We start from the raw sequence: 16101 nt of genomic DNA, 5'->3' as shown, positions 1-16101 counted from the left end.
CTTCCTTTAGTCTTCTTGCATGCCGAACTTGCGGTCGATCTTGCCCATCGCGCTGGCGTAGTAAAAGATCAGCGCAATAAAGATGTAGATCGAGCCTTGCTGGGCGAACCAGAAGCCAAGCGGGTAACCGCCAAGACTGATGTTGTTCAGAACGCCAACGAACAGGATGCCTGCTCCGTAAGACACGATGAACCAGATGATCAGCACCTTGGTCAGCAGACCAAGCGTGGCAGACCAGTAGGCCTTTGCGTTGCTATCAGTTGTCATGAAAGCCATCTCCTCAAAGTGATGCTTTTGCTGTTTCGACGGCTTGCGCCGCCACGTTTTGCATGCCAATTCCCGTGCGGTTGTTGGCATTACGGGGGCGACTGTGGATCCGCTTCCTTACAGCTAAATTGCTGATCGGGGCCCGCCAGCATGGCCCTAGGGTAAGCCCCTAGCAAATAGATCACATTCGAGCGCGGCCTCCGCGCCCGCACCGGTTGCGGCGCCCGTTCAAACGCAAAAAAGGGCTTCGGTTTCCCGAAGCCCTTTTTTGCGTTTGAACCGTCGCGCCCTGCCTCAGAGCGCGGCGCGCCACCCGTCAGGCCATGGCAGCTTCCGCTGGAGCCACCGCCGCCACGGGCTGGCGAATCAGGTAGTCAAACGCGCTGAGCGCGGCCTTGGAGCCCTCGCCTGCGGCGATCACGATCTGCTTGTAAGGCACCGTGGTGCAATCGCCAGCGGCAAACACGCCGGGCACATCGGTGTGGCCCTTGGCGTCCACCACGATCTCGCCGAAGCGGCTCAGTTCGACCGTGCCTTTCAGGAACTCGGTGTTGGGAACCAAGCCGATCTGCACGAATACGCCTTCCAGCGGTACCAAATGTTCTTCATTCGTCGCGCGGTCCTTGTACTTCAGGCCGTTGACCTTGCCGTCGGCACCGGTGATCTCGGTGGTCTGGGCGTTCACGTGGATGGTCACGTTGGGCAGGCTTTTCAGCTTGCTCACCAGCACGGCGTCGGCCTTGAGCTGGTCGGCGAATTCCACCAGCGTGACGTGGGCCACGATGCCGGCCAGGTCAATGGCCGCCTCCACGCCAGAGTTGCCACCGCCAATGACCGCCGTGCGCTTGCCCTTGAACAGCGGGCCGTCGCAATGTGGGCAGTAGGCCACGCCTTTGTTTTTGTATTCCTGCTCGCCGGGCACGTTCACATTGCGCCAGCGTGCGCCGGTGGACAGGATCACGCTGCGCGCCTTCAGCTCGCCGCCGTTGGCCATCTGCACCGTCACCAGACCACCCGGCTCTTCAGCGGGGATGATCTTGTCGGCTCGCTGCAGGTTCATGATGTCCACCTCGTAGTGGCGCACCTGGGCTTCCAGCGCCGCAGCGAACTTGGGTCCGTCGGTCTCCAGCACCGAAATGTAGTTTTCGATGGCCATGGTGTCGTTGGTCTGGCCGCCAAAGCGCTCGGCTGCCACACCCACGCGAATGCCTTTGCGGGCGGCGTACACCGCCGCTGCCGCACCGGCTGGGCCACCACCCACGATCAGCACGTCAAACGGGTCCTTGGCGTTGAGCTTGGCGGCTTCGCGGTCGCCCGACTTGGTGTCCAGCTTGGCCACGATCTCTTCCACCGTCATGCGGCCGGAGCCAAACACCTGGCCATTCAGGAACACCATGGGCACGGCCATGATCTGGCGCTCGTTCACTTCTTGCTGGAAGGCGCCGCCTTCAATCACCACGGTTTTGACCTTGGGGTTGAAGATCGCCATCAAAGAGAGCGCCTGCACCACGTCCGGGCAGTTGTGGCAGCTCAGAGACATGTAGACCTCGAAGCTGAAGTCACCGTCCAGGGACTTGATGGTGTCAATCACGTCGGCATCTACCTTGGGCGGGTGGCCGCCCGTCCACAGCAGCGCCAGCACCAACGAAGTGAACTCGTGGCCCAGCGGCAGGCCGGCAAAACGCACGCCCTGGGTTTCACCGGCGCGGGCCACCACGAAAGACGGCTTGCGCGCATCGTCGCCCGAAGTGTCCAGCGTGACCTTGTCGGACAGCGACACGATGTCGTCGAGCAGACCGCGCATCTCGATGCCTGTGTCGCTGTCGTCCAGCGAAGCGATCAGCTGGATCGGCTGGCGCAGCATACCGAGGTACTGCTGCAACTGCGATTTGAGGGTGGCGTCAAGCATGTTGAACTCCTGAAAAGAAAATTAAGGTGCGGAAGGCCGCTGGTGCATGGGCCTGCAAGCAAGCCCATGAGGCAGCGGTGCTGCCAATGGCAAGAAAACAAATCTGCGCCGGAGCGAAGTGTCTGAGCCAAGAACGCCGCGGAACCGGCTTTGCCGGGCCGCCAGCGTTGCCCCCTTGAGGGGGTGACGCGCCGCAGGCGCGGCGCGGGGGTGCTTAGATCTTCCCGACGAGTTCCAGCGAAGGAGCGATCGTCTTGGCGCCTTCGTTCCACTTGGCTGGGCACACTTGGCCGGGGTTGGCGGCGGTGTACTGGGCGGCCTTCAGCTTGCGCAGGGTTTCCTTGACGTCGCGGGCGATTTCGTTGGAATGGATCTCGGCGGTCTTGATGATGCCGTCGGCGTTGATCACGAACGTGCCGCGCAGGGCCAGACCTTCTTCAGGAATGTGCACACCAAACGCGTTGGTCAGGGTGTGGGTTGGGTCGCCCACCAGAGGGAACTTGGCCTTGCCCACGGCGGGGCTGGTTTCGTGCCACACCTTGTGCGAGAAGTGGGTGTCGGTCGTGACGATGTAGACCTCGGCGCCGGCTTTCTGGAACTCGGCGTAGTTGTCAGCAGCGTCTTCCACTTCGGTCGGGCAGTTGAAGGTGAACGCGGCCGGCATGAAGATCAGGACCGACCACTTGCCTTTCAGGCTTTCGTCAGAGACTTCAATGAACTTGCCGTTGTGGAAAGCCTGGGTTTTGAAAGGCTGGACTGCGGTATTGATCAGAGACATGGAGTTTCCTAGGTTGGTTAAAAAGATTGAAGAAACGCTTCGCTTTGTGGCGATGAACGAATCATAGCTCAAAACTATTGATTATCTTTATTGATAGTCTCTATGCACCTCATAGATTTTGTTGCTATGCAACATACAAAGCCGAAAAACCTCTGGAGCAGTCCCACTCGCTCTGTGTGGCGGCAGCGCGACAAGCGATCCGAAACTACTTTATCTTATTGCGAATCGTTCGCATTTCTTATACAGTTACATCCTCAAGCCAGCCACAGCGCCGCATGCCGTGCGTTCCAGCCAGCCGAAAACCTGATCGACTGCCAACGCAACCATGTCCAACCGGAAAAACCGCTTCAGCCCCGTCCCCGCCCAAAAAGCCAACTCGACCCCATCCCCACAAGCGAAAAGCAACGCCGCCTTGCTGCCCCTGGGGGCCATGCTGCTGGCCGGGTCTGTCGGTGCCATGGCACAAACCGCACCCGATGGGTCCGAAAAAACGCTGTCAACCGTGGTGGTGCGCGAGCAGGCTGAAACGCCCCAGTCCAAAAACAACCTGCGCGCCACCGAAAGCACCATCGGCAAAGGCCAGCAAGCGCTGCGCGACATTCCGCAGTCGGTCACGGTGATGACCGAGATGCTGCTGAACGACCGCAACCTGGACGATTTCCGGGAAGTGCTCAAAACCACCGCTGGCGTCACCTTTCTGGCCGGGGAAACCGGCGAAGAGGACGTGCGCATGCGGGGGTTTTCGCTTGGCCAGGCAGGTGATATTTACGTGGACGGCCTGCGGGACGCACCGCTGATCGAGCGGGACACCTTCAACCACGACCGGGTTGAAATCCTCAAAGGCTCGGCCTCCATGCTGTTTGGCAAAGGCTCCACCGGCGGTGTGGTCAACCAGGTCAGCAAACAACCGTTTCTGATGGACCAGCACGAGGTGAACCTGACGGTGGGCACCGGCAAAGAAGGCCGCCTCACCGGCGACTTCAACATCAAGACGGGCGACGACGCAGCCCTGCGGCTCAACGCGATGCTGCACAGCGCCGAGAACGACGGCGCCACCGTGAACAAAAAAGGCATTGCACCCACCTACCGCTGGGGTATTGGCTTGAAAGATGAGTTCTCCGTGGGGCTGTACCACCTGGAAACCGATGGCACGCCGCTTTACAACCACCCCTGGTTCATCGTCAACAACGAGATCGTGGCCAGCCTGCCGGCCAGCAACTACTACGGCCTGGCGAGTGATTACCTGAAGACCGAAAGCACCTACGCCACCTTCAGCCACCTGCACCGGTTTGACCCAAACAGCCAACTCAAGACCCAGGTGCGGCACGGAACCTATCAGCGTGACCTGTGGGCCAGTGTGGTGCGCTTCGCTTCGGGCACCACCATCGACAACCTGAACGACGCCACGGTCATCACCCGCACGCCCAAAGGCCGGGTGGGCATCAGCGACCTGACGCAGGTTCAGAGCGATTACACCAACCGGTTTTCCGCGTTCGGCAAACAGCACAACCTGATGGCTGGCGTGGACCTGTCTTACGAGAACGCCCAGCGCAACAACAGCTTTGCCGGCACACCGAGCGGTTTGACCACCCTGGTCGGTACGCCCAACGACGGCGCGGTCAGCACTGTGGTGCGTGGCGATCCGCTGCTCAACACGTTCAAGGCCAGCGGCGTTGGCCTGTACCTGCAGGACACGGTGGAGATCACCCGCCAGCTCAAGCTGCTGGGCGGCCTGCGCTACGACAAATTCAAAGGCGCTTACCGCGACACCGCCGGCAACAGCAAAGAGATCAGCGAAGGTTTGTGGAGCCCGCGCCTGGGCGTGCTGTTCCAGCCCAGCACCACCGCGTCTTACTACGCCTCAGCCGGCACTTCGTACAACACCTCGGGCGACACCTACCAGTTTGCACTGGGCAGCTTTGCACCCGGGAGCAACAACGACAAACTGTCCAACACGCCACCGGAGAAGAGCCGAAACATCGAAATCGGCGGCAAGTTTGAGTTGTTTGAAGACCGTGCAAGCTTGGGCGTGGCCTTGTTCCGTTCCGAGAAATTCAACGAGCGCAACACCGATTCAGACACAGCTGCCACGCAATACCTGCTCTCAGGCAAGCGCCACGCCACCGGGATGGAATTCAACCTGTCGGGCCGCATCAACCCGAAATGGGACATTTTCTACAACCACACCTGGATTCCAAGCGCCCGCATTGACGAAAGCAACGTAGCACCCAACGGGACAGGCACAGGGGCGCAAGTAGCCGGCGACCGCCCCGCACTCACGCCGAAGCACAGCGCCAGCTTGTGGACCACCTACCGCGTAACGCCCCGGGTGCGCGTGGGCGCGGGCCTGAACTACCGTGGGGAGCAGAACCCTGAAGGTCAGCGCTCGCTGATGGCCAAGGCCTTTGCCACCGCCGACGCGATGGTCGAGGTCATGGTGTCGGACAGCACCTCCGTCAAGCTCAACGTGACCAACCTGACCGACAAGCTGTATGCCGACTCGCTGTACCGGGGCTTCTATGTGCCGGGCGCTGCGCGCAGCGTCCAGTTGAGCCTGAAGACCTTGTTCTGAACGTCCCCCAAGCCCACGGCCTGCGCCACACGCAACATGATCCTTGTCCTGAAAAATCTCTTGAATCCCGGGGAACTCGCCTTGATTCGCTCCGACCTGGGACCGCAAGCGCCCTGGGTCTCAGGCGCATCGAGTGCGGGTGGACAGGCCGTGACCCAGAAGAACAACCAGCAACTGGCCCAAGACAGCGCATTGGCCATCCAGTTGCAGCAACGCATCTTGCAAGCGGTACAGGCCGACCCGCTGTTTTTTTCAGCGGCCCTGCCGCACAAAATTTTCAACCCGCTGTTCAACCGCTACAGCGGGCAAGCCAACCACTACGGGCCTCATATTGACGGTGCCATTGTGCATTCCAAGCAAACCGCCGAGCGCGTTCGGACCGACCTGTCGTGCACCGTCTTCCTGAGCGAACCTGGCGACTACGACGGCGGCGAACTGACCGTGCACGACACCTACGGCGCACAAAGCATCAAGCTGGCGGCCGGCAGCGCGGTGCTCTACCCCGGCACGAGCCGGCACGAAGTGCGGCCTGTGACGCGCGGGCAACGCCTGGCGAGCTTTTTCTGGATTCAAAGCATGGTGCGCAGCGACGAACAGCGCCGGCTCTTGTTTGACCTGGACATGAACCTGCTCAAACTGCGCCAACAGCACGGCGAAAACCCCGAGACCACGGCGCTGACGGGCACGTACCACAACCTGCTGCGCATGTGGGCGGACACATGAGTGCGCCCATGCAACCGGTCAACACCGACCCGGGCTCAGCGGCAGATCAGCCCAACAGCCCAATGGGCCGTGCGTTGCCTCAAGGGCTGGTGTGCTTGCTTGACCACGAACAGCACGCCCAAACGCTGCTGCCCGAGACGGTGTGGGCCTACTTCAATGGCGGCGCAGCCGACGAAACCACGCTGCGGGCCAATGCGCTGGCCTGGCAAACCCTGGAGCTGCTGCCCCGCGTGCTGCGGCCGCTGGCGGGCGGCCACACCCGGGTACCGCTGCTGGGCCGCACGCTGGCGCACCCCATTTTGGTGGCGCCCATGGCCTACCAAAGCTTGGCCCACCCACAGAGTGAACACGCCACCGCTCTGGCCGCTGCAGCGCTGGGTGCCGGTCTGGTGGTGAGCACCCAGGCCAGCACCCGCCTGGAGGACGTGGCCGCACCTACCTGCCCGACGCTGACCGCGGACCGCTCTGGTTCCAGCTGTACCTGCAACCTGACCGCGGCTTTACCCGCGAGCTGGTGCAGCGCGCAGCTGCAGCGGGCTACGAAGCTCTGGTGCTGACGGTGGACGCGCCCGTGCAGGGTGTGCGAGACCGCGAGCGCCGCGCAGGTTTTCACACACCGGCTGGCGTCACTGCGGTCAATCTCATCGGCATGAACGCGCCTGCGGCCGCGCCGCTGCAACCCGGGCAGAGCGCGCTGTTCGATGGTCTTCTCACGCACGCGCCCACCTGGACCGACGTGGCCTGGCTGCGCTCCATCACGCATCTGCCGGTGCTGCTCAAGGGCGTCACCCACCCGGCGGATGCGGTGGAGGCCGTTCGCTGCGGCGCTGCCGGTGTGATCGTGTCCAACCACGGCGGGCGAACGCTCGACACGGTGCCCGCCACCGCCCGCTTGCTGCCGCGCGTGGTCCAAGCAATTCAGGGCAACGTGCCGGTGCTGGTGGACGGCGGCATTCGCCGGGGCACCGACGTGCTCAAGGCCATGGCGCTGGGCGCGTCAAGCGTGCTGGTTGGCCGCCCCATCTTGCACGGACTCACCAACGCTGGCGCCACCGGCGTGGCCCACGTGATCCGGCTTTTGCGTGATGAATTGGAGATCGCCATGGCGCTCACCGGATGCCGTACGCTGGACGATGCCCACCTGACACTGGCTTGACGCACCTGCGAACAGTCGGATCGTGGCTGTAAGAGCCTACCCGCAGACCAGAAAACACGTCTCATCCCTCCTTATTCATTTATTGCGAATCATTCTCATGTAGAATGAACTACTTCTATCCACCACACCTGCACAACCCCACCGCACCAAGGAACCGCCATGGCCACTGGTCTCACAATGCTTGCCGTCAGTCTGGTGATCCTGCTCGCGGCGCTGCGCTGGGTCTTGCGCCCGGTCAACAGCCCCAAGCGCCACACCCCCTGACACCACCCACCAGCACGCCTAAACTATGACCGCCGCCAGCGCAAGCTTTGCGCCCTTCCCCAGCCCCATGCCTTTCCAAGCCCCACGCCCCCCCGTTCAGCGCCGCCTGCTTATCGTTGCGGCGGTGCTGGGCTTTCACGTGGCTGGGCTGTGGGCGCTGCAAAGCGGCCTGCTGCACCGCGCCGTGGCCAAGGTGATGCCGGCGCTGGTGATGGCCGAATTGATCGAGGCGCCACAGCCCGAGATCACCCCCCTGCCGCCCGCACCGCCCACCGAAAAAGCTCGCCCGGTGAGCCAGGCACCCAAACAGCCGAAACCGGCGACAACCCCGACCCCCCAGCCCGTGGCCCTAACCAGCCCCACACCCGCGCTCGATGCACCCACAGGCGCCACGCAGCCGGACCCCGCACCACCTGCCCTGCTGGCGGCCGTGAGCGAGCCAGCACCGGCGCCCCCGGCGCCGCCGGCACCCCCGGCGCCGCCCCGCGTGGAACTGCCTTCGAGCAGCGCCGACTACCTGAACAACCCGCGGCCGCCGTACCCGCCGCTGTCCAAGCGCCTGGGCGAACAAGGCAAGGTGGTGGTGCGCGTGTTCATTGAGGCCAACGGCGCGGCCAGCAAAGCCGAAATACGCAGTTCCAGCGGCTACGACCGGCTGGACCAGACCGCGCTGCAAACGGTTTTGAAATGGCGCTACGCGCCAGGCAAACGCAACGGCGTGGCCGAGGCCATGTGGTTCAACGTGCCGATCAGTTTTGTTCTTGAATAACCCCTTTTCTCCCGGAGCTTGAAACCATGGAAACGCAATTCGCCACCTCGGGCCTGGCCCACGTCTGGACGCAGGGTGACTGGGTCACCCGCAGCGTCGCGCTGGTGCTGCTGGTCATGTCGCTGGCCACTTGGATCATCATTTTGTGGAAGGCCCTGGACCAACGCGCCCAACGCGCCCAGGCCAAAGGCGTTGAGGGTTTCTGGCACAGCGCCGACTTTGCCGAAGGCCTGGACAAGCTCGGCGAGCCCGATGGCAATCCGTTTCGGGCTGTGGCCATGGAAGGCCGTGAAGCCACGCGCCACATCCTGCACAAAGACGGCCACAACGGCTCCCCCCCCGTGCGCCAGCTGCACGACACGCTGGACGTGAGCGACTGGGTGGAGCGCTCACTGCGCAAAAGTGTGGACGACTTCCAGGCCCGCGCGCAGGGCGGCTTGTCGGTGTTGGCTTCGGTGGCCTCCACCGCGCCATTCGTGGGCTTGTTCGGCACCGTTTGGGGTATCTACCACGCCTTGCTGGGCATCGGTGCGGCGGGTCAGGTCAGCATCGACCAGGTAGCAGGCCCCATTGGCGAGGCGCTGATCATGACCGCCCTGGGCCTCGTGGTGGCCATTCCGGCGGTGCTGGGCTACAACGCCCTGCTGCGCGGCAACAAGGGCATCGTTCACAAGCTCAACCGCTTTGCGCACGACCTGCACGCTTACTTTGTCACCGGTGCCCGCGTCACGGCGGGTGGTGACGGCAAGGTGCTGCCCATGAAAAAAGCCTGAACCTTTTAAGACACGACCATGGCCATTGGAACCCAGGAAGACAGCGACGCCATGCTGGGCGAGATCAACATGATCCCGTTCATCGACGTCATGCTGGTGCTGCTCATCATTTTCATCATCACCGTGCCGGTGATCAAACACGCGGTCAATATCGACCTGCCCAACGCCAGCAACGAAAAGGTGCAAGACAAACCGGAGAACATCCGTTTGGCCATTGACGCAGACGGCGCCTATTTCTGGAACGAGCAAAAGGTGGACGACGACGCTCTGGCCAACCGCCTGGGGCTGGCTGCGGCCCAAACGCCGCAACCCGAACTGCACATTCGCGGCGACAAAGCGGTGCGCTACGAGCGCGTGGCCCTGGCCATGGCGGCTGCGCAGCGCGCCGGTGTACGCAAGATCGGCTTCATCACCGAACCCACTGCGCCCGGGCCGTGAGCCATGCAAAACGCCAACCCTGAAAAGACAGACAGCATGAGTCAACCGAACGAGACGAGCGGGCCGTTGGCAGCGTCTGCCGAGCCAAGGCGGTCAGGCTCGACCGCAGCCACCGCAGCCACCGCACTGCCCAGCCAAGACCTGCTGCGTGGGGAGAAGACGGTGGTGATTGAGCACAACGGGACCGTTTACCGCCTGCAAAGCACACGGGCTGGCAAACTGATCCTGACCAAATGAAGCTGCGCAAGCCGAAGCCAGCGGCAAAAGCAGCACGCAACCCATCTTGATCGTGGGGCGACCTGGCGCTTTTTCAGGCGCCGGCGTCGTTTTTTGGGCCAGCCAGGAAAGTGCTTTTCTAGCACTTTCGATAGCCCGTCATGTTTTCAGGGGCCAGCCGCCCCTGCGGCTTACAGGCCGAGTGCAGCAATGCCCGCGCGGGCAATCTGCGCGTCTTCGCTCGACTTCACGCCGCTCACACCCACAGCACCGATGCACTGGCCGTCTTTCATGACGGGAACGCCGCCTTCCAGCATGCCCGACACGGCGGGCGCGCTCAGGAACGACACACGACCCTGGTTGATCACATCTTCATAAACCTTGCTTTCGCGCTGGCCCAACGCGGCCGTGTGCGCCTTGGCGGGTGCAATGTGTGAAGAAATGGCCGGGGCGCCGTCCAGCCGCTGCAGCCACAGCAGGTGGCCACCGTCGTCCACGATGGCAATGGTCACGGCCCATTTGTTTTGCAGCGCTTCAGCTTCAGCAGCAGCGGCCATCTGTTTGATGTCAGCGATTTCGAGGACGGCTTTGTTTTTCATGAACTTTTTCCGAGGTTGTTGAGTCGTAATTGGCGTAACAAGGACTGAGCTTAAACGCTCAGCCACAGGGTTTCCACGATACCGCGTGCATTGGGCGCTTTGAGGTCACAAGTGACCTTACGAAAAATGGAGCTTTTGCCCGAACGGCGTTGTGCGGTAGGCGGCACCCTACAATAGGTTGGAGAGCGTTGTTGACCTGCGGGTTTGGCAACGGTTTGTTTTAGCAAGTCAGATGATGAAGGAGATCACCACCATGACCGACCACGTTCAAAACAGCGGCCGCTTCGGTAGCGCCGTCGCCTCGTCAGTCGAGCGCAACAAAGTGATGCGCAACACCTATTGGCTGCTCGCGCTGTCCATGCTGCCCACGGTGCTGGGTGCCTGGATCGGTGTGGCCACCGGCATCACCGCCAGCTTGACGGGGGGCCTGGGTCTGATCGTCTTCTTGGGTGGCGCCTTCGGCTTCATGTTTGCCATCGAGAAAACCAAGAACACCGCGGCGGGTGTGCCCGTGCTGTTGGCCTTCACCTTCTTCATGGGTCTCATGTTGTCGCGCATGCTCGGTGCCGTGCTGGGCTTCAGCAACGGCTCCAGCCTGATCATGACCGCCTTTGGCGGCACCGCCGGCGTGTTCTTCGTCATGGCCAACCTGTCCACCGTGATCAAGCGCGACCTGTCGGGCATGGGCAAGTGGTTGTTTGTGGGCGCACTGGCCATTATGGTGGGTGCCGTCGTGAACATTTTCGTGGGCAGCACCGCCGGCATGGCAGCCATTGCAACCTTGGCCATCATCGTTTTCAGCCTGTACCTGTTGTACGACCTGAAGCGCATTGTGGACGGTGGCGAAACCAACTACATCAGCGCGACCTTGGGTCTCTACCTGAGCCTGTTCAACATTTTCCAGAGCCTGCTGGCTCTGCTGGGTATTTTTGGCGGCGAGCGCGACTAAGCGCTCAAGAAAGCCAGCCGGCAGCAGGCACGCTGAAAAAGGACCTTCGGGTCCTTTTTCTTTGTCCGTTTGCGGTGTTTGGCGTCTTCGGCGGGCACATGGGGAAATGGATCGCTCGACGCTATCAAGTTTGGACAGAAAAGGCCGAAAAAGAAAGCAAACCTGCCGGACTCACCATGCGCCACACCACCCGCTCTCTTTGCCTGCTCGCCATCGCCAGTCTGCTGTCCGGCTGCGAGGCCCTGGGCATTGAAACGGCAACGCAGATCAACGCCAAAAAAGAGGCCGAAGCGAAGGCCATTGGCAGCGCCTGCCGCCATGCGGTGCGCAGCATCGAGTCGTGCTTTGGCAGCAACCCGAAAGCGGGCAAAGCCGCCGTGTTCGCGGGTTGGAAAGAAATGGACCAGTACATGCGCGACAACGAGATTGTCGGCATGCCCTCAGAGCCGGCGCCGTCTCAGTCGGTCACCGAACCGTCTGCTGGCGCCCCTCCCACCGACCCCAACGCCCAGGACAAGGCGGCGCGCAGGTCCTGAGCGCAGGCGCTGCGTTCAGGCGTCTGGACCAGCCGCCCGGGTTTCGTCGAGCTCAAACACCGCCATGCTCTCCACGTGGGCCGTGTGCGGGAACATGTTGACCACCCCCGCCGCCACGCAGCGGTAACCCGCCTGGTGCACCAGCAAGCCGGCGTCACGGGCCAGCGTGGCGGGGTTGCAGCTCACATAAACAATGCGCTTGGGTGGCGTCCAGCTGCCACGCAATTCGGGATGCAAATGCAGGTCGGCCAGGGCCTTGGCCAAGGCAAAAGCGCCTTCGCGCGGCGGGTCCACCAGCCATTTGTCGGCGGTGCCGTCGGCCACCAGCAGCACTGGCGTCATGTCAAACAGGTTGCGCGCCACAAACGCCGTGGGCGCCAAGGGTGCCAAACGCCCGGCCTGGTTGCCTGCCAGGTTGTCGCGGGAACGGGCCACCAGCGCTTCGCTGCCTTCAATGCCCAGCACCTCGCCAGCCTGGGTGGCAATGGGCAGCGTGAAGTTGCCGAGCCCGCAAAACCAGTCGATCACACGCTCGTGCTTTTGCGCGTCCAGCAGCCGCAGCGAGCGCGCCACCAGCACCCGGTTGATGTGCGGGTTGACCTGGGTGAAATCGGTCGGCTTGAACGGCATGGTGATGCCAAATTCGGGCAGGCGGTAGCACAGCGCCGGGCCGCCCTCGTCGAGCAGCTTCACGGTGTCGGGGCCTTTGGCTTGCAGCCACCACTGCACGCCGTGCTGCACGGCAAAAGCGCGCAGGCGGGCCAGGTCGTCTTCCGACAAGGGCTCCAGATGGCGCAGCACCAGGGCGGTCACGTCGTCGCCGCAGGCCAGTTCAATTTGGGGGCAAGTCTCGCGCGCGTCCATGCCAAAAATGAGATCGCGCAACGGCATCAGCATGGCACTGACATGCGGCGGGAGCACATGGCAGACCTTCATGTCGGCCACGTAGCGGCTCTTGCGCTCGTGAAAGCCAATCAGCACCTCGCCTTTTTTGTGCACATGGCGCACCGACAGCCGAGCCCGGTAGCGGTAGCCCCAGGCCGGTCCTTCGATGGGACGCAACAGGGTTTCGGCCTTCACCTTGCCCAGGTGCCACAGGTTGTCTTCCAGCACCCGCTGCTTGACGGCCACTTGGGCGGTTTCGTGCAGGTGCTGCATCTTGCAGCCACCACAGGCACCAGCATGCAGGCCGAAGTTGGGGCAGCCTGGGCGCACGCGCTGCGAAGATTCGCGGTGGATGGCGGTGACGGTACCGGCTTCCCAGTTGTTTTTCTTGCGGTGAATGTTGACGCTGACGACTTCAAACGGCAGTGCGCCTTCGATGAAGACAACCTTGCCGTCGGGTCGGCGGGCGATGCCCTGGGCGTCAATGTCCAGCGATTCGACGGCCAGCCAGCCGTGGGGCAGCGCTTCGGTGGGGGAGGCCTGCGGGTTGTCGCTGGCGGTGGTGAGGAGGCTGTTTTCGTGAAGGGTAGAGGCGGTCATGCCCCGATTGTCTCAGAGGCCCAAACTTTAAAACGCCTCAGACCCAGGCCTTGAGGTACTCGTCCCAATGGCTCTCCATGGGCGCAAGTTGGCCCAAGGTTTCTTTCACCAGCGCTATTTCCTGCTCGTATTCGGCCTCGGTGAGCCCGCCACGCATTTTCTGGAAGCGGCAATACACGAGGTAGGTGTTCATCACGTCGGTTTCACAGTAGCGCCGGATGTCATCGGTCTGCCCCGCGAGGTACTGCGCATACACCTGGGAGCCATCCATACCCAGCTTGCCGGGAAAGCCGCACAACTTGGCCATGGCGTCCAGCGGCGCGTTGTTCTTGGGGCTGTACATGGCGAGCAAGTCCATCAGATCCAGATGGCGCATGTGGTAGCGGCTGATGTAGTTGTTCCACTTGAACTCGCGGTCGTCTTCGCCCATGTCCCAGTATTTGCTGGCCTCAACGCCGTGGCGCAAACCGCGGTAGTGCAGCACCGGCAAGTCAAAACCGCTGCCGTTCCAGCTGACCAGCTGCGGCATGTGTTTTTCAACCGCGTGGAAGAAGGTCTGAACCACCTTGCCTTCGCTCTGGTCGTCGCGGTCCACAAACGAGTGGATGCGCAAACCTTCTGAATTTCGAAACACCACGCTGATGCACAGCACGCGCTGCAGGTGCAGCTGCATGAAGTCGCTTTGGCCCTTTTCCTTGCGCTCAGCGAGCCAGGCTGCGTAGACCTGCTCATCGGAGGCCTCAGCGGGCTCGCCGCGCAAGGCGCGCAGACCGGCGATGTCGGGGATGGATTCGATGTCGAAAACAAGGACAGGCCAGCCCATGGTGTTCAGCCTGTCGTTGTGTTCAATACAACCCGCTCAGCGCTTGGGCAGGTGGTTGAGCGGATCGACGGGTTTGCCTTGGCGGCGCACCTCAAAATGCAGCTTCACGCGATCGGTGTCGCTGCTGCCCATTTCGGCGATTTTTTGCCCCTGCTTGACGGCTTGGTCTTCGCGCACCAGCAAGGCCTGGTTGTGGGCATAGGCCGTGAGGTAGGTGTTGTTGTGCTTCAAGATGATCAGGTTGCCATAACCCCGCAGACCGGCACCAGCGTACACCACGCGACCGTCGGCAGCGGCCACCACCGCGTCGCCCACGCGGCCAGCAATGGAGACGCCTTTGTTCTTGGCCTCGTCAAACGTGGCCACCAACGTGCCTTGAGCGGGCCAGACGAAGTTGATGTCGTCGGCGCCAGCAGGCTCGGGAGCCGCAGCGGGCGCGGGTGCGGGGGTGACGCTGGCCGTTGCCGTGCCGGCGGGCGCCAGCGGGCGCGCCACCACACCCGTGCTGGTCACGGCCGAGGTGGACGCCGTGAGCGGTGCGGCCGGCGCAGCCACCACCACGGGCGCCACGCCGGCTGGAGGCACCACGCGCAGCACCTGGCCCACTTCCAGCACGTTGGGGTTGCTCAGGTTGTTCCAGGTTTGTACGTCGCGCCAAGGCTGGCCGCTGTCCAGAGCAATGCGAAACAGCGTGTCGCCGGGGCGCACGGTGTAGTAACCCGGCTTGCCAGCGTTTTCAGCGCCCGGCAGGCTTTTCACCTCGGTACGGGTCGAAGACCGGTCTTCGACAGGAGCAGGCTGGGCCAGTCGCTGGGTGGAACACCCGGCCGCGACCAGCAGCGCCGCCAACACGCTCAGCACCGCAGCGCCCTGCCAGTGCGGACGGGCACCCTGCCGCGTGCGATCCAGCGCCAGATTCGAAAAATTGCTCATGAAAACTCCCACCTGTGATACCCGGCGTGGCCACTGACCACACCCTAAAAAGAATAAGCCCAACCTACTGCAGGCAGAACGTCATGCGACACCCGATTTTAGGGGCACGAAGAGCACCGCTTCGAGCACGGTGCGGACAACGCCGTTGGCGGTCTTGTCGATCACCACCAGGTTTTGATGACCCGACTCCGTCATGGCCGGCGCCACCAGCCGCCCACCCACCGCCAGCTGGTCGATCCAGGCTTGTGGAATGTCGTTGCCACCAGCGGCTGCAATGATGGCGGCATAAGGCGCCCCTTGGGCATAACCCAGCATGCCGTCACCAAACAGCAAATGCAGATTGGACAGACGAAACCAGCGAAGGTTCTCACGGGCACGCTCGTGCAGCCCGCGCAGGCGCTCGATGCTGTACACCTCGCGTGACAAATGGCTGAGCAGCGCGGCCTGGTAACCACAGCCGGTACCAATCTCCAGCACCCGGCCCAACTTGTCGGTGCGGCCTTCACACATCAGCTCCAGCATGCGGGCCACCACGTTGGGCTTTGAAATCGTCTGGCCCAGGCCGATGGGCAGGCTGGTGTCTTCGTAAGCCTGGTTGGCCAGCGCCGTGTCCACAAAACGGTGGCGCTCCACCGCGGCCAGCGCCGCGAGCACGGCCGGGTGCGCCAGGCCTTGAGCTTGCAGTTTTCGCACCATGGCCGCACGCACCGCTTGCGAGTCCATGCCCATGCCGGCAGACACCGCTGGGCGCTGGACACCGGGCTGCGCTGGTTTGCCCCCCGCTTGCACAGCGCCAGCCGATGCCACGACCTTGGGGGCGGGCCCGCCGTTGGCCTTGGCCGCCACAGGCTGCACACTCGACGCCATCTTGGCTGGAAAGCTCGGTCTCGCGCGGGCCGGGCTGGCCACGC

General features: G+C 62.8%; 16 protein-coding genes and 1 pseudogene. 9 read left to right on the top strand and 8 right to left on the bottom strand.

Annotated elements, in window-relative coordinates:
* Positions 1–6 precede the first annotated feature (6 nt).
* From AC4QBL_RS04865 to ahpC, 3 genes are all read right to left on the bottom strand, one after another.
* On the bottom strand, positions 7–267 hold the full coding sequence (locus tag AC4QBL_RS04865; protein ID WP_439114613.1) for a DUF4212 domain-containing protein: 261 nt from the start codon (positions 265–267) through the stop codon (positions 7–9).
* Positions 268–583: 316 nt separating this feature from the next.
* The gene (gene ahpF / locus AC4QBL_RS04860) at positions 584–2176 is read right to left on the bottom strand and encodes an alkyl hydroperoxide reductase subunit F (protein ID WP_472901801.1); all 1593 of its coding nucleotides are present in this window, start codon (positions 2174–2176) and stop codon (positions 584–586) included.
* 214 nt (positions 2177–2390) lie between these two features.
* On the bottom strand, positions 2391–2954 hold the full coding sequence (gene ahpC, locus AC4QBL_RS04855) for an alkyl hydroperoxide reductase subunit C (protein WP_472901802.1): 564 nt from the start codon (positions 2952–2954) through the stop codon (positions 2391–2393).
* A 325-nt stretch (positions 2955–3279) separates the two neighbouring features.
* On the opposite strand from ahpC, the gene AC4QBL_RS04850 reads away from it, so the two are divergent.
* From AC4QBL_RS04850 to hemP, 7 genes and pseudogenes are all read left to right on the top strand, one after another.
* Positions 3280–5526 carry a TonB-dependent receptor gene (locus tag AC4QBL_RS04850; protein WP_472906669.1) on the top strand — a complete coding sequence of 749 codons (2247 nt, stop codon included), beginning with the start codon at positions 3280–3282 and terminating at the stop codon, positions 5524–5526.
* Between the two features lie 36 nt (positions 5527–5562).
* Positions 5563–6249, top strand: a complete 687-nt coding sequence (locus AC4QBL_RS04845; protein WP_472906668.1) for a Fe2+-dependent dioxygenase — start codon at positions 5563–5565, stop codon at positions 6247–6249.
* Positions 6250–6311: 62 nt separating this feature from the next.
* Positions 6312–7405, top strand: a pseudogene (locus tag AC4QBL_RS04840) (alpha-hydroxy acid oxidase).
* A gap of 331 nt (positions 7406–7736) precedes the next feature.
* On the top strand, positions 7737–8438 hold the full coding sequence (locus tag AC4QBL_RS04835) for an energy transducer TonB (RefSeq protein ID WP_472906667.1): 702 nt from the start codon (positions 7737–7739) through the stop codon (positions 8436–8438).
* Between the two features lie 26 nt (positions 8439–8464).
* Complete coding sequence (locus AC4QBL_RS04830; RefSeq protein WP_472906666.1) at positions 8465–9211, top strand: MotA/TolQ/ExbB proton channel family protein; 747 nt, start codon at positions 8465–8467, stop codon at positions 9209–9211.
* Between the two features lie 18 nt (positions 9212–9229).
* Positions 9230–9649: an ExbD/TolR family protein gene (locus AC4QBL_RS04825; RefSeq protein ID WP_472906665.1), complete on the top strand. Its 420-nt coding sequence runs from the start codon at positions 9230–9232 to the stop codon at positions 9647–9649.
* A 36-nt stretch (positions 9650–9685) separates the two neighbouring features.
* Positions 9686–9886 (top strand): hemin uptake protein HemP, encoded by a 201-nt coding sequence (gene hemP / locus AC4QBL_RS04820; RefSeq protein WP_472906664.1) that lies wholly within the window; start codon positions 9686–9688, stop codon positions 9884–9886.
* Positions 9887–10056: 170 nt separating this feature from the next.
* Here the strand turns inward: hemP and AC4QBL_RS04815 are convergent, their stop codons facing one another.
* Positions 10057–10464, bottom strand: a complete 408-nt coding sequence (locus AC4QBL_RS04815) for a GlcG/HbpS family heme-binding protein (protein ID WP_472901809.1) — start codon at positions 10462–10464, stop codon at positions 10057–10059.
* A 253-nt stretch (positions 10465–10717) separates the two neighbouring features.
* On the opposite strand from AC4QBL_RS04815, the gene AC4QBL_RS04810 reads away from it, so the two are divergent.
* Together AC4QBL_RS04810 and AC4QBL_RS04805 are read left to right on the top strand one after the other, a co-directional pair.
* Positions 10718–11413, top strand: a complete 696-nt coding sequence (locus AC4QBL_RS04810; protein WP_472906663.1) for a Bax inhibitor-1/YccA family protein — start codon at positions 10718–10720, stop codon at positions 11411–11413.
* A gap of 176 nt (positions 11414–11589) precedes the next feature.
* A complete protein-coding gene (locus tag AC4QBL_RS04805; protein WP_472906662.1) occupies positions 11590–11949 on the top strand; it encodes a Rieske (2Fe-2S) protein in 360 nt (119 codons plus the stop codon).
* Positions 11950–11964: 15 nt separating this feature from the next.
* Here AC4QBL_RS04805 and rlmD read toward each other — a convergent pair whose 3' ends face one another.
* From rlmD to AC4QBL_RS04785, 4 genes are all read right to left on the bottom strand, one after another.
* Positions 11965–13434: a 23S rRNA (uracil(1939)-C(5))-methyltransferase RlmD gene (rlmD, locus tag AC4QBL_RS04800; RefSeq protein WP_472901812.1), complete on the bottom strand. Its 1470-nt coding sequence runs from the start codon at positions 13432–13434 to the stop codon at positions 11965–11967.
* Positions 13435–13471: 37 nt separating this feature from the next.
* Positions 13472–14257, bottom strand: a complete 786-nt coding sequence (locus AC4QBL_RS04795; RefSeq protein ID WP_472901813.1) for a 3'-5' exonuclease — start codon at positions 14255–14257, stop codon at positions 13472–13474.
* 36 nt (positions 14258–14293) lie between these two features.
* The gene (locus tag AC4QBL_RS04790; protein ID WP_472906661.1) at positions 14294–15190 is read right to left on the bottom strand and encodes a peptidoglycan DD-metalloendopeptidase family protein; all 897 of its coding nucleotides are present in this window, start codon (positions 15188–15190) and stop codon (positions 14294–14296) included.
* 81 nt (positions 15191–15271) lie between these two features.
* Complete coding sequence (locus AC4QBL_RS04785; RefSeq protein ID WP_472906697.1) at positions 15272–16057, bottom strand: protein-L-isoaspartate(D-aspartate) O-methyltransferase; 786 nt, start codon at positions 16055–16057, stop codon at positions 15272–15274.
* Positions 16058–16101 lie beyond the last annotated feature (44 nt).

It is taken from the genome of Hydrogenophaga sp. L99 (genome assembly GCF_058731905.1).
The sequence above is the reverse complement of the archived record's forward strand: the minus strand, read 5'-3'. Positions and strand labels throughout refer to the sequence as shown.

Excerpts from the sequence above, each read along its gene's own strand:
- ahpF (WP_472901801.1), bottom strand. The coding sequence starts at position 2,176 with ATGCTTGACGCCACCCTCAAATCGCAGTTGCAGCAGTACCTCGGTATG.
- AC4QBL_RS04825 (WP_472906665.1), top strand. The coding sequence starts at position 9,230 with ATGGCCATTGGAACCCAGGAAGACAGCGACGCCATGCTGGGCGAGATC.
- AC4QBL_RS04845 (WP_472906668.1), top strand. The coding sequence starts at position 5,563 with ATGATCCTTGTCCTGAAAAATCTCTTGAATCCCGGGGAACTCGCCTTG.
- AC4QBL_RS04850 (WP_472906669.1), top strand. The coding sequence starts at position 3,280 with ATGTCCAACCGGAAAAACCGCTTCAGCCCCGTCCCCGCCCAAAAAGCC.
- AC4QBL_RS04785 (WP_472906697.1), bottom strand. The coding sequence starts at position 16,057 with ATGGCGTCGAGTGTGCAGCCTGTGGCGGCCAAGGCCAACGGCGGGCCC.
- AC4QBL_RS04830 (WP_472906666.1), top strand. The coding sequence starts at position 8,465 with ATGGAAACGCAATTCGCCACCTCGGGCCTGGCCCACGTCTGGACGCAG.
- AC4QBL_RS04865 (WP_439114613.1), bottom strand. The coding sequence starts at position 267 with ATGACAACTGATAGCAACGCAAAGGCCTACTGGTCTGCCACGCTTGGT.
- ahpC (WP_472901802.1), bottom strand. The coding sequence starts at position 2,954 with ATGTCTCTGATCAATACCGCAGTCCAGCCTTTCAAAACCCAGGCTTTC.
- hemP (WP_472906664.1), top strand. The coding sequence starts at position 9,686 with ATGAGTCAACCGAACGAGACGAGCGGGCCGTTGGCAGCGTCTGCCGAG.
- AC4QBL_RS04810 (WP_472906663.1), top strand. The coding sequence starts at position 10,718 with ATGACCGACCACGTTCAAAACAGCGGCCGCTTCGGTAGCGCCGTCGCC.
- AC4QBL_RS04805 (WP_472906662.1), top strand. The coding sequence starts at position 11,590 with ATGCGCCACACCACCCGCTCTCTTTGCCTGCTCGCCATCGCCAGTCTG.
- rlmD (WP_472901812.1), bottom strand. The coding sequence starts at position 13,434 with ATGACCGCCTCTACCCTTCACGAAAACAGCCTCCTCACCACCGCCAGC.
- AC4QBL_RS04835 (WP_472906667.1), top strand. The coding sequence starts at position 7,737 with ATGCCTTTCCAAGCCCCACGCCCCCCCGTTCAGCGCCGCCTGCTTATC.
- AC4QBL_RS04795 (WP_472901813.1), bottom strand. The coding sequence starts at position 14,257 with ATGGGCTGGCCTGTCCTTGTTTTCGACATCGAATCCATCCCCGACATC.
- AC4QBL_RS04790 (WP_472906661.1), bottom strand. The coding sequence starts at position 15,190 with ATGAGCAATTTTTCGAATCTGGCGCTGGATCGCACGCGGCAGGGTGCC.
- AC4QBL_RS04815 (WP_472901809.1), bottom strand. The coding sequence starts at position 10,464 with ATGAAAAACAAAGCCGTCCTCGAAATCGCTGACATCAAACAGATGGCC.